This is a genomic window from Tessaracoccus pujii (assembly GCF_055326215.1).
Genome location: NZ_JBUZNP010000003.1, coordinates 397,803 through 415,003, shown reverse-complemented (window position 1 = coordinate 415,003; position 17,201 = coordinate 397,803). Strand labels below are relative to the sequence as shown.

Genomic DNA, 17,201 nt, shown 5'->3' with positions numbered 1-17,201 from the left:
GGATACAGTTCATCAACGCCACCCACACTGCAGTGGACTGCGGCCCGTCAAGCGGAGACGCGGCTTCCTGGTTCACCTGCACGTCGCTGTCACCCGAACAGCGCTCCGCACCCTCTCCCGACGCCGTCCCCGGCGTCCCCTGACGACGAAAGGTGTGCCATGTCGGCAACCCCCGGAACCGCCAACACGGTGCTCGGCGCCATCCCCGCCGACGAGCTCGGCGTCGTCGCGATGCACGAGGCGCTGCTCTCGGTGCTGCCCGGCGCCCAGTACGCGCCCGACATCACGATCGACCGGGCCGAGATCTTCGACATCCTCGCGGCCCGGCTGACCGAGTTCCGCGCCGCCGGCGGGGGCGCGATCGTCGACAACACGGGCATGTTCCACGGCCGCGACCTCACCCTCTATGAAGCCCTCTCGCGGACCACGGGCGTCCACATCGTCGCATCGACGGGCATGGGCCCCGAGGAGCTGCTCGGGGGCTACTTCCTCACCCCGCAGACCAACCCGCCCACGCCCTGGCCGGCAGACCGGTTCGGCGCGCTGTTCGCGGCCGAGGTCACCGACGGCATGGTGGTGCCTCGGCTCGAGCGCCGGGCCGCCGCGGGCCTGGTCACCACCACCGCCACCCGCGAGGGGATGACGCCCACGGACGAGAGCCTGGCCCGAGGCGCCGCCCGCGCCGCCCGCGACACAGGGGCGGCCGTCTCGTTCCGGTTCGGCCGCGATGCCGCCGCCGAGCTGGCCGTCCTCCTCGACGAGGGGTTGCCCGCCGGGCGGGTGCTCGTCGGTGGCCTGGACCGCAGGGACGCCGTCTCCGCTGGCGCGCCCGCGGAGGTGGCCCGCCTGGGCGCCTTCGTCGGCATCGACCACGTGGGACTCAACGACGACCCGGCCCACCTCACCGACCGCGAACGCGCCGCCCTGGTCGCGGACCTGGTGCGGGCCGGCCACGCGAACCGGATCGTGCTGTCCTGCAACGCCGTCGGCGTCGCCAAGGGCCTGCCCGCCCACGACCTGCCCTACAGCACAGTGCTGACCGCCTTCGTCCCGAGGCTCAGGGACCTGGGCATCGGTGACGACGACCTCCGCACCATCCTCGAGGCCAACCCGCGCGAGCTCCTGACCATCGACGACGACACCAGAGGTGAGTGACATGTCCAGGGTGAACACAGTGCTGGGACCGATCCCGGCGGAGGCGCTCGGTATCGTCGCCGTCCACGAGCACATCGGATACGGCATGCCCGGCAGCGAGCTCGACTCCCGCTGGTGGAAGACGCCCGAGGAGCGCTACGCGGAGACCGTGCCGAAGCTGCGCGCGTTCCACGAGTACGGCGGCGGGACGTTCGTGGACGCCACCGGCATCTGCAACGGCCGCGACATCGACTACTACAAGTCGCTCTCGGCCAAGACCGGCATCAACATCGTGGCCTGCACCGGGTTCGTCGGCGGTGACACGGCGCTGCCCCACTTCGCACGCGCCTCCGTCGAGTACCTGGCGGAGGTGTTCGTCCACGAGATCACCGTCGGCATCGGCGACACGGGCAGCAAGGCAGGCGTGATCAAGGTCGGCGTCAGCCGCGGCGGCCGGATGACGGAGCTGGACAAGCGGATCTACCGCGCCGCGGCCCGCGCCGCGAGGCAGACCGGGGTGCCCGTCCTCACCCACCTCGCCATCGACGCCGAGAACGCGATCGCCATCTTCAACGAGGAGGGCCTTCCCCTGGACCGGGTCCTGTTCGGGCACGCCGACGACGGCGTCAACGCGTCGAAGACCCGCGACACATGGATCGCCGAGCAGGGCGGCCGCGTCGGCTTCGACACCTTCGGATACGAGACGGAACTCGAGGACCCGCCGTTCTGGGCCCGCCCACGCAAGGAGCGCCTCGACCACTTCCTGCGCTTCCTGGCGGCCGGGCACCTGGACCAGGCGATGGCCGGCGTCGACGCCAACTGCAGCCCCCTCGGCTGGCCCGGCGTGAAGGGCCACACCGTCAATTACCTCTTCGAGGACCTCATTCCCGACCTCCGCGACGCAGGCGTCGACGAGGCCACCATCCACACCCTCTTCGTCACCAACCCGGCCGACTTCCTGTCGATCCGCAGCTGACCCACCCCCCACGAAAGCGAGAGAACAATGCAGTCCTCCGACCTCAAGAACCTCAAGATCGCCATCGTCGGCGGCGGCTACGGCGGCGCCGCGGCAGCAAAAGCGCTCAGCCTCCTGGGCGCCCAGGTGGACGTCTACGAGCAGGCGAGCAGCATCCGGGAGGTGGGCGCGGGCATCGGGCTACGCCCCTCAACCATGGACCTGTTCCGCCAGTGGGGCATCTTCGACGCCATCGCCAAGGTGAGCTCCCCCAGTGACTACTTCGAGATCCTCACCGCCGACGGGCACACGATCATGCAGGACTCCTGGCCGGGCATGGACGACTACGAGGTGAAGACCCACACCCACCTCATCCACCGCGGCGACTTCATCGAGGCGCTCGTCGGCGTGCTGCCCGAGGGGATGGTTCACCTCGGCCACAAGCTCGAGTCCATCAAGGACCTGGGCGATCACGCCGAGCTGACCTTCACCAACGGCACCACCGCCACCGCGGACCTGGTCATCGGCGCCGACGGCATCAAGTCCACCGTGCGCACGCAGTTGTTCAGCGACCAGCAGCCGGTCTTCGCCGGCGAGCACGCGTACCGCGTCGTGGTGGACGCCGACGCCGCCCACGGCCTCGTCGTCGACGACAACCTGCGCATGTACCTCGGCCGCGGCACCAAGGTCTACGTCCTCCCGCTGCGCCACCGTGGTCAGCTCTCCTTCGACGTCACCGCGCTGGCCCCGGACAGCACCTGGACGCCCGCGGTGACCCAGGACGACATGCTGCGCACCGTCGAGGGCTTCGACGAGCGCATCGTGGCCACCGTCCGCGACCTCGACTGGGACAAGGTCATCGTCCGCGCCGTCTACGACATCGACCCGGTCGAGAACTGGCACTCCGAGTGCGTCGCGCTGCTCGGCGACGCCGCCCACTCGATGTGCCACCACCAGGGCCAGGGCGCCAACTCGGCCATCATGGACGCAGGCGGTCTCGCCGACGCCCTGCTCCAGGCGGACTCGGTCAAGGAGGCGCTCGAGCTCTACCAGGCCACCCGCAAGCCGGTCACCGACGAGCTGCAGCGGATCTCCCGCCAGGGCTGGAGTGAGGACGAGGTCAACGACGTGTTCCCCGGCCAGAAGCCCGCCACCATGCGCGAGGAGGAGCCCGCCCGATGACGCTCCACCCCAGAATCGCCGAGGTGCTCGCCTCCCTGCCCGCCCCGCCGGAGGGGCCGATCAACCCGGCAGCCATCCGGGCGGGCGAGCAGGCCCAGGTGCCGCCGACGGACCAGCGGCTGCCGCTGCACTCCGTCGACGACCTCGCGGCGGGCGACGTGCCGGTGCGCGTCTACCGCGCCCATGACGGCGATTCGGGCGGGGTGATCGTCTACCTCCACGGCGGCGCGTTCTTCCTCGGCAGCCTGGACACCCACGACCACGTGGCCCGCGAACTGGCCGCGGCCACCGGCTGGACCGTCGTGGCCGCCGGCTACCGGCTGGCGCCCGAGAACCCGTTCCCGGCCGGGCTGGAGGACTGCTACGCCGTGGTGAGGTGGGTCGCCGATCAGCCCTGGAGCGGCGGGCGGCTCGTCGTCGCCGGCGACTCCTCCGGGGCGGGCATGGCGGCAGCCGTCGCCGGCATGGCCGTCGACGACGGTTTCGACCGGATCACCGACCAGGTGCTCTACTACCCGTCGGTGGACCTGGGCTTCGACGAGGATCGCTACCCCTCGCTGAGGGAGAACGCCACCGGCTACGGGCTGGAGACGGCCCTCCTCGAGCCGTTCAACGCGTTCTACGTCGACAGCGGCGCCGACCCGGCCGACCCGCGAGTCTCGCCGATCAGGCGCGAACACCTCGCCGGCCTGCCCAGGGCGCTGATCGTCACCGCCGAGTACGACCCGCTGCGCGACGAGGGTGAGCTGTACGGACGCCGCCTCGCCGAGGCAGGGGTGGAGACGGTCGTGAGCCGCTACGCGGGCGCGAACCACGGCTTCGTGGCCAACTTCTCCTGGATCCCCGAGTTCCACCGGGTGTTCGACGAGACCACCGCGTTCCTGGGGCGGCGGCCATGACGGTCGGTGTCCACCCCCTGGTCTCGCAGTGGGGGCGGTTCAGCCTCTACAGCTTCTTCATCGACGCCCCCGAGCCGGCCATCGTCGACACCGGCATCGCCTCATCCCCGGCCGAGGGCATGGCGCCCGCGCTGGAGGCGCTCGGCCGCCGGATCGAGGACGTGCGCTGGATCCTGCTCACCCACGGCCACATCGACCACGTGGGCGGCGCACGCGCGCTGTGGGAGCTGACCGGTCGCCGCGCGCGGGTGGTCATCCACGAGGCGGACGCCCACCACCTCGACCCGGGGGAGTGGACGCCTGTGCTGGTCCGCGACGGTGACTCCCTTCCGCTGGGTGGTGGCGTCGAGGTGGCGGTGCACAGCATCCCCGGGCACACCGCGGGATCCGCGGCCTACGTGGTCGATCGCGCGGCCTTCGTGGGCGACGCCGTCCAGATCCACGGAGCGGCCAGCGGGTTCCCCGGCTACGGGGACCCGGATGCGTACCGCGCAAGCCTCACCCATCTCCTCACCGAGGTCCGCCCCGAGCGGATGTACCTCGGCCACCCGTACCGGGGCGCCGACGGTGTGGCCCACGGGGTCGAGCTGGACCGCGCGCAGGCCCGTCAGGCACTTCAGGAGAGCATCGACCTCGAGGCACGCATCCGCGAGGTCGCGGTGCGCCATGGGCAACGGCCCGACGAATCGATCTACTCGCCTTTCGCCCCCGTCGCCGATGAACTCGGCTACACGGGCGACCCGACGCTCGAGCCGTCCCCGTTCTTCACCACGCTGCACGGCTACGCGCAGCTGAACAGGAGCCACCCATGACCATGCGCATCCGCAAGCACCTCCGCGCACCCATGCGCGACGGCGTCGAGCTGGCCCTGGACGTGTACGAGGGCGCCGACGAGACCCCGCGCCCGGCCCTGGTGGCGCTCAGCCCCTACGGCAAGGAGCTGCAGGCGCTGGCCCTGACCACGCCGCCGCAGCGGCGACCGTCACCGATGTGGGACGGGTGCATCGAGGCGGGCGACATCGACCGCGTCGTGAGCGCCGGCTACGCCCACGTGATCGGCGACCTGCGCGGCACCGGAGACTCCGGGGGCGAGCACATCGGCAACTACAACGCCGGGGGAGTGTCGCTCGGGCAGGACGCCTACGACGTCATCGAGTGGGTCGCCGCGCAGCCGTGGTGTGACGGCAACGTCGGCATGATCGGCATCTCCTACTTCGGCTCCATGCAGGTGCTGGCCGCCGCCGAGCGGCCCCCGCACCTCAAGGCCATCTTCGTCAGCGGTGGTCACTTCGACTTCTACGAGACCACCTACCACGGGGGCGTGATGTGGTTCATGCCGCGCGCGGCGCGCGAGGGTCGCGGCGGGGACTCGGGCTGGGCGTTCACGGACCGCGTGAAGTCACGGATGCTGGAGACCTACCCGCCCGACGAGATCAGGCGACGCGTGGCGGAGCGGCTCGAGGACCCCGACGTGGCCGCCTGGCCCAACCTGGTCCACGTCCTCAACTACCCCGTCAACCACGAGGCCTGGTTCGACATCGTGATGAACGAGCTCGACGGTGAGTGGTACGAGGAGCGAAACCCCGTCAACCTCGCGGAGTCCATCGACATCCCCGTCTGGCTGCAGATCGACAACGGCCGCGGCTGGACCATCGACGGCACCGTCGAGCTGTTCAACCGGCTCCAGGGCCCCAAGAAGCTCGACATCGGCCCGTACCCGCCCATGCAGTCGCGGCCCTTCGTCGAGGAGCACGACACGATGCTGCGCTGGTACGACCACTGGCTCAAGGGCATCGACACCGGCGTCATGGACGAGCCCCCGGTCACCGTCTTCGTCGAGGGCTCACGCGAACGAGTCACCGGGGAGCAGTGGCCGCCGAAGGACGTCGAGTACCGCAGCCTCTACCTGCGGCCGCGACGCGTGCTGTCGCCCGAGCCCGAGCGGATGTCCGCGCAGCACGCGGCCCCGGACGGCTTCTACCAGGCGCCGCTCAGCGTCACCGACGAGGTGGTGATCCTCGACTGGTCCACGGCCCCCTTCGAGGAGGCGACCGAGATGATCGGCACCGGCGCCGCGCACCTGTTCGTCGAGATCGACCAGCCCGACACCAACCTCATCCTGAGGCTCTGGGACGTGGCGCCCACAGGCAAGCGGCAGATCGTGACCACCGGCTACCTCAAGGCCTCGCACCGGGAACTCGACGAGCGCACCACCGAGGGGAGCCCGCACCACCCGCACACCCGCGCCGTCCCCGTCGAGCCGGGTGCCATCGAGGAGTACGTGGTGCGCCTCTACCCGTTCGCCACCACCTTCCTGCCCGGTCACCGGCTCCGGGTCGAGCTGTCCAACGCCGAGCCGCTCGTCGACGAGCACAACTCGCTGCTGCCCCCCGACGCGTTCCACCTGCCCGTGGGGCGCCCCGTCACCCACAAGATCTACCGCGACGCGGACCACCCGTCGCGACTCGTCCTGCCCTACACGGCGCCCACGAAGGAGTGACCATGCCCAACACCCACCCCACACCGGTCCGGCTCGAGGCCAGGGATGCGCCCAACCAGCCGCCGGTCACGCCTGAGCTGATCGAGCTGTATCAGGGTTTCGAGGAGGAGATGCTGATCCCGCTGTGGTACGAGATCGGTGACCTGATGCCGTTCGCGCCGCAGAGCAAGGCCGCGCCGCATCTGTGGCGGTGGCGGAACCTGATCAGGTTGGCCGAACGGGCCGGTGAGATCGTCGAGGTGGGTCGCGGCGGGGAGCGGCGGGCCATCGCGTTGGCCAACCCGACCCTGGGTGGCCGCCCGTACGCGACGCCGACGTTGTGGGCCGCGATCCAGTATCTGTGCCCGGAGGAGATCGCGCCTTACCACCGGCACACCCAGAACGCGTTCCGGTTCGTCGTGGAGGGCGAGGGTGTGTGGACGGTGGTCAACTCCGATCCGGTGCCGATGCGTCGGGGTGATTTCCTGCCCCAGGGCGGCTGGAACTGGCATGCGCACCAGAACCCGTCGCAGCATTCGATGGCGTGGATCGACGGCCTGGACATCCCGTTCCAGTACGAGATCGAGTCCACGTTCTTCGAGTTCGGTCCGGAGGAGCTCGACGCCATGGAGACCCCCGACGTGTCGCGCGCGGAGATGCTGTGGGGACGCCCCGGGCTGTCGCCGCTGCGGCTCCTGGGCCCTACGCCGAAGTCGCCGCTGCTGGCCTACCGCTGGGAGTACACCGATGCGGCGCTGCGCGACCAGCTGCAGTTGGAGCGGGCCGGGCACGACGTGACGGTGGAGCCCGGTCATGCGGCTGTCCGCTACACCAACCCCACCACCGGCCAGGATGTCCTGCCCACCATCCGCACCGAGATCCACCGCATCGCGGGCGGAGCGGAGACCGCGCCGGTCAAGGAGACCGGGTCCTCGGTGTTCCAGGTGTTCGACGGCGCGGGCACGGTCAGCGTGGGTGACTACACGTGGACCGTGGAGCGCGGTGACATGTTCGTGGTGCCCAGCTGGGTGCCGTTCACCGCGAAGGCCGACGCCGGCCAGGACGGCTCCGACTCGAACGCGCTGGACCTGTTCCGGTTCTGCGACGCCCCCATCTTCGAACGACTCGACCTGGCACGAATGGAGGTGGCCCGATGAGACTGGCCACGCTGCGCACCCCCGAAGGAACCCGTGCCGTCCGGGTCGACGGGGACACGCTCGTCGACCTGGGCGCACCGGACGTGGGCGCTTTCCTCGCCCGGCCCGACTGGGCGGAGGCCGCTGCGGCCGCGACCGGCCCGACGTACCCGGCCGGGGGCGCAGAGTTCGCGACCCTGGTGCCCACCCTGTCGAAGGTGGTGTGCGTGGGCCTCAACTACCGCACCCACATCACCGAGATGGGACGCCCCATCCCCGAATACCCCACCCTGTTCACCAAGTTCAGCGACACCCTCATCGGCGCCACCGACGACATCCACCGCCCCGCCGAGACCGACGAGTTCGACTGGGAGGCCGAACTCACCCTCGTCATCGGCCGGCCGGTGCGCCGCGCCACCGGGGAGGAGGCCGAGGCCGCCATCGCCGGGTTCACCGTGATGAACGACGTCACCTGCCGCGACTGGCAGTTCCGCACCCGCGAGTGGACCCAGGGCAAGAACTGGGACTCCACCACCCCGGTGGGCCCGTACCTGGTGACCCCCGACGAGCTGGGCGGGGTCCGCCCGTCGCTGGCCATTTCCACCACCGTCGACGGCGAGACCATGCAGTCCGACAGCACCGGCGACCTGGTCTTCGACCCCGTCGCGCTCGTGGAGTACGTCTCCACGATGATCCGGCTCAACCCGGGCGACCTCATCGCCACCGGCACCCCCGGCGGCGTCGGGCATGCCCGCAAGCCACCGGTCTACCTGCGGGCCGGGCAGCTGGTCACGTGCACCATCGAGGGCATCGGGTCGGTCAGCAACCGCGTGGTGGCGGGATGACCCGCACGCTGGCGGACGCGCTGCGCTGGGTGGAGGAGGGCACGGCCATCGTCCACAGGGAGGTGGAGTCGATCGGTTCCGAGCCCGACGCCTGGGAGCGCTCCAGTGGGCTGCCCGGCTGGAGCCGCGCCTACCTGCTCAGCCACCTCACCAACAACGCCCACGCGCTGCGCAACCTGGCCCGGTGGGCTCGCACCGGCGTCGAGACCCCGATGTACGCCTCCCCGGAGCAGCGCACCGCCGACATCGTCGCGGGCGCGGCCAAGCACCCGGCCGCCCTGGTCTCGGACTTCAAGGCCGCGGCCGACGCGCTGGCCGCGGACTGGGCCGAGCTGGCGGTGGAGCAGTGGGCCGCCCCGGTGCGCACGGCGCAGGGCCGAACGGTGCCCGCCTCGGAGGCGCCCTGGCTGCGGGCCCGCGAGGTGATGGTGCACGCCGTCGACCTCTCCGCGGGCGTGACGTTCGGCGACCTCCCGGAGGACTTCTGCCTGGCGCTGATCGACGACATCACCGCCAAGCGTTCCACTGCGGAGGGCGAGCCCCCCGCCGTCGCCGGACCGCCCGCCCAGGTGGCCGCCTGGCTCGCCGGCCGCCCGTTCGCTGGTGTGACGGCGGCCGGCGGCGGACCCGCCCCAGACCTCCCGCCCTGGCTCTGACAAGGAGTGACACGCCCCATGAGAAGTGACGTCATCATCATCGGCGGCGGCATCGGCGGCCTCGCCGCCGCCACCGCCCTCAGCCGCCAGGGCCTCACGGTGAAGCTCTACGAGCGGCAGCACGAGTTCGGCGAGGTGGGCGCGGGCATGCAGATCGCCTCCAACTGCACCCGGATCCTGGACGGCCTGGGCCTTCTCGACGAGGCCAAGCGGCTCGGCGTGGTGCCGCGGTGGATGCGGATGCGCGATGCCCTCGACGCCCGGGTCCTGCTGGAGCTGGACCTGGAGCGCGTCGAGGAGCGCTACGGCTTCCCCTACATGGTGATTCACCGCAGCGACCTGCACGGCATCTTCCTCCGTGCCGCGCAGCGCCAGGGCGTCGAGCTGATCGGGGGCCGCAAGTGCGTGGCGTATCAGAACGCCGACGGCGGCGCCCGCGTCACGTTCGCCGACGGCAGCACCGACGAGGCGGACGTGGTGATCGCGGCCGACGGCATCCACTCGGTGGCGCGGCGCAGCATCGTCGACGACGAGCCCGTGAGTTCCTCCTACGTCGCCTATCGGGGGGCGGTGCCGATCCACCTGGCCGAGGCCAACGACATCGACCCCACCGCCGTGCAGGCCTACGTCGGGCCCGGCTGCCACTTCGTCCAGTACGCGCTGCGCGGCGGGGAGATGTTCAACCAGGTGGCGGTCTTCGAGTCGCCCAAGGCGCTGCGCGGCGAGGACGACTGGGGTACCCCGGACGAGCTCGACGCCGCGTTCGCCGGCACCTGCGAGCAGATCCAGAAGGGCCTGCCCCTGATGTGGCGCGACCGCTGGTGGAGGATGTTCGACCGCGACCCGATCATGGATTGGCGTGACGGCCGCATCGTCCTGCTCGGCGACGCCGCCCACCCGCCCCTGCAGTACATGGCGCAGGGCGCCATCATGGCCATCGAGGACGGCTGGGTGATGGGCGAGCACGTCGCCCTCAACAGGGACGGTTCCGGCGAAGTGGCCTGGGACGCCGTGCTGGACGCCTACAACGCGGTGCGGCCCGAGCACTGCAGGCGAATCCTCACCACCGGTCGCGCCTGGGGTGAGCTGTGGCACCTCGGGGGTCGGGAACGCCTGCAGCGCAACGCCGTCTTCGACTCGATCGACCCCCATGACTGGGCCTTCACCGACTGGGTCTGGGGCCCCACTGCCTTGTACCCGGACGACGAACCCGAGATGTTCACCCCGATCCCGATGAAGGGACGGTAGGCCTTCAGCTCTGGTACTTGTCCAGGTCCGAGGTGTCGCCTGAGGCGATCGCGGCGAACACGGCGCTGCTGGCGTCCTCGTCCCACCGGACGACCGAACCGACGCCGTCGACTGTGTCGGTGCCGGCCACAGGGACCGTCATGCTGATGCCGGCTCCGGTGGTGGCGGCCGCGAACCCCAGGCCCACCGCTCCCATGTCCAGCAGCCCGGTGTCCTCGCCACGCGACAGTGACTCGGCGGCAGCCATGTTGAGCCGCCAGTACCGCAGGGGGTTGATGAGGCTCGCGGGCGAAAGCGCCTCCTTCATGATGGCGGCGATCACCTCGCGCTGCCGCTCCACGCGCCCGAGATCGCCCTTCGGGTCCGACTTGCGCATCCGGGAGTAAGCCAGAGCGGTGGTGCCGTCGACCATCTGACAGCCCTGTGACAGGGTGAGGTCGGCGAACGAATCATCGATGTCGAACGTCGGGCACACCTCGATGCCACCCACCGCGTCCACGACCTGGACCACGCCGTCGAAGCCCACCTCGAGGTACCCGTCGACCCGCACCCCGGTGTTCTCCTCGACGGTCGCGACGAGGAGTTGGGGTCCACCGAAGGCATAGGCCGCGTTGATCTTGTTGCGGTTGCGCCCTGGGATGGCCACCAGCGAGTCCCGGGGCAGCGACATCAGGACAGGTTTGGCGGCCACAGGCACGTGGAGGAGCATCATCGTGTCCGCTCGGCCGGCGTCGCCCTCGCGCGCGTCCGACCCGACCAGCAGCACCGTGGTCCCCGGCTGCTCGCCGGGCCGCTCCCCGTCCGGCACCGCGTCGACCTTGGTCGTGACCGACCACGCGTATGCCGGCGTGCCGAGCAGGAATGCCAGCCACAGCGCGACCAGGGCGGCCACGGTGCGGAGCACGGGATGGCGACGACGCCGCGTGCGGACACTGCCGCGGGCAGCCGGCGGAGCGATCGGGGGCGGCGAGGTGGGCACCCGTCCGCTCTGAGCGGAGGACTGGTGCGTCGGATAGGCCTGCGAGGTTTCCGGGGAGAGGATCGCGGTGTGCTCAGGCTCGTCCCGGGGATCCTCGCGGTACAGCCATTGCAGGTCATCGTTCTTCGGCACCAGAGCCTCCTGTTCGACCGACAGGATACCCAGGAACCTCGACAGCGCTGGCGTGGCGAATTTGTGGGGGGCGACCCTCCGGGCGAGACTGGGGCGAGCCACCGATGAGGAGCCCGACGTTGACCCCGACCCGACCCACCGACGCGCAACGCATCCAGTCCCGTCGCGCTTTCGGATTCGTCCTCATGTCGGCCCTGCTGCCGGGATCCGTGCAGATCCTCGCGGGCAGTCGACGGGTCGGGCGTGTCGCGACCCGCGTGTTCGGGGCCGCCGCCCTGCTCGCCGGGTTGGTGCTCGTGGGACTCCTGGTGCTGCGGGGGCCCACCGTGGGCCTCCTGCTCCAGCCCTGGCTGGCCATGACGCTGCGCGCCGCCCTGTGGCTCCTGTTCGTGTTCTGGCTGGTGCTTCTGCTGGACGCCTGGCGGATGGCGCGCCCACTGAGGCTGGAGCGCCGCGCTCGCCTCGCCCTCTCGATCACGGCGTTGGTGACGGTTCTGGCGGTGGCCGCCGTGACCAGCACGGCGACGGAGGCCCTGGTCGCGGCGCGCAACGTCGGGCAGGTGTTCGGCGGAGGTGGGGATTCCCGGCTCAAGAATGGCCGGCTCAACATCCTGCTGCTCGGTTCGGACTCCTCCGAATCCCGCGAGGGGCTTCGGCCGGACTCGATCAACGTGGCGTCCATCGACGCCCGCACCGGCCGGACCATCCTGTTCGGGCTGCCGCGCAATCTCCAGCGCGTTCCCTTCCCCGACTCCTCCCCCCTCGACGAGCTGTACCCCGACGGGTTCGAGTGTGAGGACGGGGCCTGCATGCTCAACGGGATCTGGACCCTCGGCGAGGAGAACGCCGACCTCTACCCGGGGCGTCAGGCGGGGCTGGAGGCCACCAAGGAGGCGGTCGAAGAGACCCTCGGCCTCGAGCTCAACTACTACGTGCTGGTGGACATGCAGGGATTCCAGTCCCTGATCGACGCCATGGGGGGCATCACGCTCGACGTCGGGCGTCGCATCCCCATCGGGGGGGCCAACGGTGTCAAGGTCACCAAGTGGATCGAGCCCGGCGAGGACGTGCTCCTCGACGGATACCACGCGCTGTGGTTCGCCCGTTCGCGGTCGGATTCGAGTGATTACGAGCGAATGCTCCGCCAGAAGTGCGTGATGTCGGCGATGGTCGCGCAACTCGATCCCATGACGCTGGCCACCAAGTTCGTCAGGCTGAGCGAGGCAGGCAAGGATCTGTTGCGCACAGACATCGGGACGGGCGCGATCAACGACCTGGCCGAGTTGGCGCTCCTGGTCCGCGACCAGGGGATCACCTCAGTTGATTTCGTCCCTCCGCTCATCGTGGCGGCGGAGCCGGACTTCGACCTGATCCGCACCCGCGTAGCCGGGCAACTGGCCGACGAGCCGGCGGCTGAGCCGACCAAGTCGCCCGAGGCCACTGCCGGCCCGAGCACCGCGGCCCCGGCATCGTCCAGGCCCGCGGCTCCCGAGACCTCGCCCGGCCCCACGTCGGCCTCCCCCCGTCCACAGGCAACCGATCTGGCACCCGTGTGTACCGTCGGCTAGGTTTGCCCCGGAGGAAGGAGATCCAGTGCAGCCTGTGAGCGTGGTGATGCCACTCCGGGACGAGGAGAAGCATCTTCGCGCCGCCGTGCAGCGCGTGCTGGATCAGCACTACCCGGGTGAGCTTGAGTTGCTTCTCGCGGTGGCGCCCAGCGCGGACCGTACCCGCCACATCGCCGACGAGTTGGCCGCCGCGGACCCGCGCATCGTGGTTCTGGACAACCCCACCGGGTACACGCCCACCGGACTCAACATCGCCATCGATCACGCCCGCCACGACGTGATCGTCCGGGTCGACGGACACGGCGAGCTGAGCCCCGGCTACATCGAGACCGCGGTGCGGCTGCTGGACGAGACGGGGGCCGCGAACGTCGGCGGCCTCATGGACGCGCAGGGCACCTCACCGCTCTCGGAGGCCGTAGCCGCGGCGTACAACTCCCGGGCCGGCCTGGGTGGCGGCGGGTTCCACCTCGAGGACACCCCGGACGGACCGGCGGACACCGTGTTCCTGGGCGTTTTCCGCAAAGCGGCGCTCCAAGCCGTGGGTGGCTATGACGAGTCGCTCCACCGCGCCCAGGACTGGGAACTCAACTACCGTCTGCGGCGCGCGGGCCACCTCGTCTACTTCACCGCGCGGCTGCGGGTGGTCTACCACCCCCGTGACAGCTACCGCGCCCTTGCGCGGCAGTTCTACAGCACCGGACAGTGGCGACGTGAGGTGGCCCGTCGACATCCGGACACGTTGTCCCTGCGGTACCTCGCGGCGCCGCTCGCCGTCATGGGCATCGCCGGCGGACTCGCCGGCGGTGTCGTGGGCCTCGCGGTGCGGAGCCGGGCGCTCAGCGCCCTGTTGCTGGCGCCGGCCGCCTATCTCGCGTTCGTCGCCGCAGCCAGCGGCGCCGTCGGCGGGCTCTCCCCGGCCGCTCGCCTGAGGTTTCCCTTCGTGCTCGCCGTGATGCACCTGTCCTGGGGGGCCGGCTTTGTCCGCGGCCTCCCGCGCTGACATGTCCTCGGCGGAGACGGCCAGCGAACTGCTCCTCCAGGCTCAACGGCTGGCGGACCGGGTCCGGCAGGAGGCCGAGGACGATGTGGCCGGGTCCAGGTCCCAGCTGGCGGAGCTGGCCCGGCAGCGCGACGAGGTGCAGGCGGATCTGGAGTTCGCCAGGCACCGGCTCGAGGAGGCCCGTTCCGACGCTCAGCGGGTGCTGACGGACGCCGCCCACCAGGCCGGCGGCATCACGGAGATGGCCGAGCGCACGGCCGACGAGTTGATCGCAGATGCCCGGTCCGAGGCCGAGGGCGTCGTCGCTGCCGCTGGTCGCGAGGCCGAGGCGCTCCTCGCCGCAGCGCAGGCCGACGCCGGCACGGTCCGCGCCGAGACGGCCCGCTGGCGGGCGTCCGAGGAGGCCGCCCTGGGTCAGGCCCGCGCCGAGGCCGAGGCGGAGTCGGACCGCGTGCTTGCCGCCGCCCGGGCGGAGGCGGAGTCCCTCCGTGCCGAGGCGGAGGCCGAGGCACAGCGGATACGGGCGCAGGCGGGGGCAGAGGGCGAGCAGGCCCACTCGGCCGCCGTCGAGCTCCGGGAGAACGCGGCCCTAGCGGCAGACATGGCGCGCGAACAGGCGGCCGCCCAGGCGGCGCGGCTCATCGACGACGCGGAGAGCCGCGCCGGCGTACAACTGGCCGACGCCGCCGAGCAGCTGGCCTGGGCCCGTGCCACCGTGGCGGCCCTCCTCGACGGGGCGAAGGCGGACATCGCACGCATCACCCGCGACGCCCACCTGACCAACGCGACCCGCGCCCGCGACCTCCGGGCCAAGCTCTCCCGCACCCTCGAGCGTGCGGTGGCCCTGGCGAGGCAGCGCCTCCGCTCGGCAGAGGTGGACGCCGCCGACGTGCGCGCGAGGGCGGACGCCGAGCTTGCGGCCGCGGCCGGGCACGCCACGCGGACCAGGGAGGATGCCGACGCGCGGGCCGCGGACATCCTGGAGCGCGCGCGACGCGAGGCGGAGGCCGTCGTGGGTCGCGCCCAGGAGCGGATCTCCGAGGCCGAGAGCACTGCGACGGCCGTGCGGGAGCGGCTCGCGGCGGATCTGGAGCGCTCGCAGCGCGCGTCGTTCGAGCGGGCCCGGGCCACCCGCGACGAGGCGGTGCGGCTTCTCGCGGACGCCCGGGTCGAGTCCGAGGCCGTGCGCGCGAGCACGCGGGAGACCGTGGAGGCGGCTCGGGCCGAAGTGTCTCGGCTGACGCAGCGCCGCGACACCATCACCTCCCAGCTCAGTAATCTCTCCGGCGTTATCGAAGCCCTCTCCGTACCAGGAACCCCCACCACCAGCGAGGAATCATGACCACACAGAACTTCCGTACCGTGCTCCGCGGCTACGAACCCGCCCAGGTGGACGCGGAGATCGCCACGCTGCAGCAGGCGCTCGACGCCGCCCGCGCCGAGCTGGGTGAGCTCAGCGTCCGGGCGAAGGAGGCCGCCCAGGAGCGCACCGCCGTCGAGGGGCGTCTCGTCGAGGCCCAGAAGCGCGCGGACGAGGCCTCCCGCGTCCAGCAGGCGGCCTCGCGGCCCACGTTCGAGGAACTGGGACAACGGGTGGGGCAGATGCTGGCGCTCGCCGAGGAGGAGGCCGACGACATCCGCCGCTCGGCCCAGGACGAGGCCGCCGTACTGCTCGAGGATGCGGCCCGGCGCGCGCAGGCGATGGTCGCGGAGGCGGATCGCTATGCCGTGGACACGCGCTCCTCTGCCGAGGCCGACGCTGAGGCGAGGTTGACCGGCGCCCAGCGCCGCGCCGACGAGATCCTGGACCACGCGGACCGTGAGGCCGCCACCCGCCGCGAGGAGGCCGAGGCCGTCTACGAGGTTCAGCAGGCCCGCGCGGCCCAGGCGGCCGCGGACTTCGAGAAGACCCTGGCCGAGCGGCGCGACGCGGCCGCCGGGGACTTCGCCGTGGCCATGGGGCAGCGGGAGGATCAGCTGCGAGCCGCCGAGGAGAACCTCAGCGCAGCCGAGACCGAGGCCAAGCGCATCGTCTCCGACGCCACCTCGCAGGCCGAGGCCGTGCGCGCGAAGGCCGAGCGTGAGGCCGAGGAGCTGGTGGGCGAGGCGCAGGCCCGTGCCGAGCGCATCCGCCGCGATTCGGACCGCGAGCTGGCCGCCGTCACCCAGCGGCGCGATTCCATCACCTCGCAGCTGTCCAACGTGCGCCAGATGCTCGCCACCCTCGGCGGAGGAGCCGCTGTGGCTGTGCTCGCCGATCCCGTTGTGGACCCGGCGGAGGAGCAGGCCGCGGAGCTGCCGCAGGAGGACGGCACCGACTGAGCCTCAGGCCAGGACGGCGCGCTCGGCCGCGGCGATCTCCGCGGCCCGCCCGGGTCCCAGGCCCACCGCGACCACCGTCGATCCGCTGCCCAGGACCGGTGACACGAGGGCCTGGGCCACCGTGGCCCAGCCCGCGGGCGGGTCCACCAGCAGCAGGCGGGTGTCCCGGGGGGCCACCTCGGGAGAGGGGCGCCCTGCCCACACCGTCGACTCGCCGAGCGGGGACAGGTCGTGCGCGTCGGGTTGTGCCATCACCTCGCGGTAGTCCAGCGCGTCCTGCGGTGTGACGCGGAAGCCCAGCCCCAGCGGGTGCAGCGAGCAGGCGACGGTGAGCGTCGCCCGGCGAGGGTCGTCGGGCCCCACCACCAACAGGTCCGCGCCCGAGACCCCCGGCACGACGGGGCAGCCCCGTTGCCAGGCCGCGGCCACCCACACCAATGTCACCCAGTGCGCCGGGTGCGTGTCGGCCAGCGCCAGGTCGATCGGCTCGCCATCCTCGTGGCCGAGATCCTCGATCAGGTTGGCGGTCTTGTCCACCCAGTTGGCGAACGTCACCGCCGAGAGCTCGGTGCGCGACCCGTCCCGGCCGTCGTAGTGGGTGAGCAGCGGCTGCGTGCCCTGACGGGCCACGCGCCGGCGGAGGGCGCCGATCAACATGGTGCCGAT

At 71.4% G+C, this 17,201-nt stretch carries 16 protein-coding genes; 14 read left to right on the top strand and 2 right to left on the bottom strand.

Annotated elements, in window-relative coordinates:
- Positions 1–159: 159 nt before the first annotated feature.
- Genes ACZK5N_RS06200 through ACZK5N_RS06155 form a run of 10 tightly spaced genes read left to right on the top strand, consistent with a single transcriptional unit; the run spans position 160 to position 10,534 of the window.
- Entirely contained in the window at positions 160–1,155 is a 996-nt protein-coding gene (locus tag ACZK5N_RS06200; RefSeq protein ID WP_459019171.1) for a phosphotriesterase family protein, read from the top strand.
- Between the two features lies 1 nt (position 1,156).
- Positions 1,157–2,110, top strand: coding sequence for a phosphotriesterase family protein (locus ACZK5N_RS06195; protein ID WP_459019172.1), 954 nt, complete (start codon positions 1,157–1,159; stop codon positions 2,108–2,110).
- A 27-nt stretch (positions 2,111–2,137) separates the two neighbouring features.
- Complete coding sequence (locus ACZK5N_RS06190) at positions 2,138–3,271, top strand: FAD-dependent oxidoreductase (protein ID WP_459019173.1); 1,134 nt, start codon at positions 2,138–2,140, stop codon at positions 3,269–3,271.
- The gene (locus ACZK5N_RS06185) at positions 3,268–4,170 is read left to right on the top strand and encodes an alpha/beta hydrolase (protein WP_459019174.1); all 903 of its coding nucleotides are present in this window, start codon (positions 3,268–3,270) and stop codon (positions 4,168–4,170) included. The genes ACZK5N_RS06190 and ACZK5N_RS06185 overlap by 4 nt, the downstream gene beginning before the upstream one ends.
- Positions 4,167–4,982, top strand: a complete 816-nt coding sequence (locus ACZK5N_RS06180; protein ID WP_459019175.1) for an MBL fold metallo-hydrolase — start codon at positions 4,167–4,169, stop codon at positions 4,980–4,982. Before ACZK5N_RS06185 ends, ACZK5N_RS06180 begins: the two co-directional genes overlap by 4 nt.
- A complete protein-coding gene (locus ACZK5N_RS06175; RefSeq protein ID WP_459019176.1) occupies positions 4,979–6,670 on the top strand; it encodes a CocE/NonD family hydrolase in 1,692 nt (563 codons plus the stop codon). The genes ACZK5N_RS06180 and ACZK5N_RS06175 overlap by 4 nt, the downstream gene beginning before the upstream one ends.
- 2 nt (positions 6,671–6,672) lie before the next feature.
- Positions 6,673–7,806 carry a cupin domain-containing protein gene (locus ACZK5N_RS06170; RefSeq protein ID WP_459019177.1) on the top strand — a complete coding sequence of 378 codons (1,134 nt, stop codon included), beginning with the start codon at positions 6,673–6,675 and terminating at the stop codon, positions 7,804–7,806.
- The gene (locus ACZK5N_RS06165) at positions 7,803–8,630 is read left to right on the top strand and encodes a fumarylacetoacetate hydrolase family protein (RefSeq protein ID WP_459019178.1); all 828 of its coding nucleotides are present in this window, start codon (positions 7,803–7,805) and stop codon (positions 8,628–8,630) included. Before ACZK5N_RS06170 ends, ACZK5N_RS06165 begins: the two co-directional genes overlap by 4 nt.
- Positions 8,627–9,286 (top strand): maleylpyruvate isomerase family mycothiol-dependent enzyme, encoded by a 660-nt coding sequence (locus ACZK5N_RS06160; RefSeq protein WP_459019179.1) that lies wholly within the window; start codon positions 8,627–8,629, stop codon positions 9,284–9,286. The genes ACZK5N_RS06165 and ACZK5N_RS06160 overlap by 4 nt, the downstream gene beginning before the upstream one ends.
- 18 nt (positions 9,287–9,304) lie before the next feature.
- Positions 9,305–10,534 carry an FAD-dependent oxidoreductase gene (locus ACZK5N_RS06155; RefSeq protein ID WP_459019180.1) on the top strand — a complete coding sequence of 410 codons (1,230 nt, stop codon included), beginning with the start codon at positions 9,305–9,307 and terminating at the stop codon, positions 10,532–10,534.
- A gap of 4 nt (positions 10,535–10,538) precedes the next feature.
- On the opposite strand, the gene ACZK5N_RS06150 is transcribed toward ACZK5N_RS06155, so the two are convergent.
- Entirely contained in the window at positions 10,539–11,645 is a 1,107-nt protein-coding gene (locus ACZK5N_RS06150) for an LCP family protein (RefSeq protein WP_459019181.1), read from the bottom strand.
- Between the two features lie 119 nt (positions 11,646–11,764).
- Between ACZK5N_RS06150 and ACZK5N_RS06145 the strand changes: the two genes are divergently transcribed.
- The 4 genes from ACZK5N_RS06145 to ACZK5N_RS06130 are packed head-to-tail and all read left to right on the top strand — an operon-like array spanning position 11,765 to position 16,535.
- Complete coding sequence (locus ACZK5N_RS06145) at positions 11,765–13,213, top strand: LCP family protein (RefSeq protein WP_459019182.1); 1,449 nt, start codon at positions 11,765–11,767, stop codon at positions 13,211–13,213.
- A 25-nt stretch (positions 13,214–13,238) separates the two neighbouring features.
- Entirely contained in the window at positions 13,239–14,213 is a 975-nt protein-coding gene (locus tag ACZK5N_RS06140) for a glycosyltransferase family 2 protein (RefSeq protein WP_459019183.1), read from the top strand.
- A 1-nt stretch (position 14,214) separates the two neighbouring features.
- Positions 14,215–15,555: a coiled-coil domain-containing protein gene (locus ACZK5N_RS06135; protein WP_459019184.1), complete on the top strand. Its 1,341-nt coding sequence runs from the start codon at positions 14,215–14,217 to the stop codon at positions 15,553–15,555.
- Positions 15,552–16,535, top strand: a complete 984-nt coding sequence (locus tag ACZK5N_RS06130; protein WP_459019185.1) for a DivIVA domain-containing protein — start codon at positions 15,552–15,554, stop codon at positions 16,533–16,535. Before ACZK5N_RS06135 ends, ACZK5N_RS06130 begins: the two co-directional genes overlap by 4 nt.
- Positions 16,536–16,538: 3 nt before the next feature.
- On the opposite strand, the gene ACZK5N_RS06125 is transcribed toward ACZK5N_RS06130, so the two are convergent.
- Positions 16,539–17,192 carry a TIGR03089 family protein gene (locus tag ACZK5N_RS06125; RefSeq protein WP_459019186.1) on the bottom strand — a complete coding sequence of 218 codons (654 nt, stop codon included), beginning with the start codon at positions 17,190–17,192 and terminating at the stop codon, positions 16,539–16,541.
- Positions 17,193–17,201 lie beyond the last annotated feature (9 nt).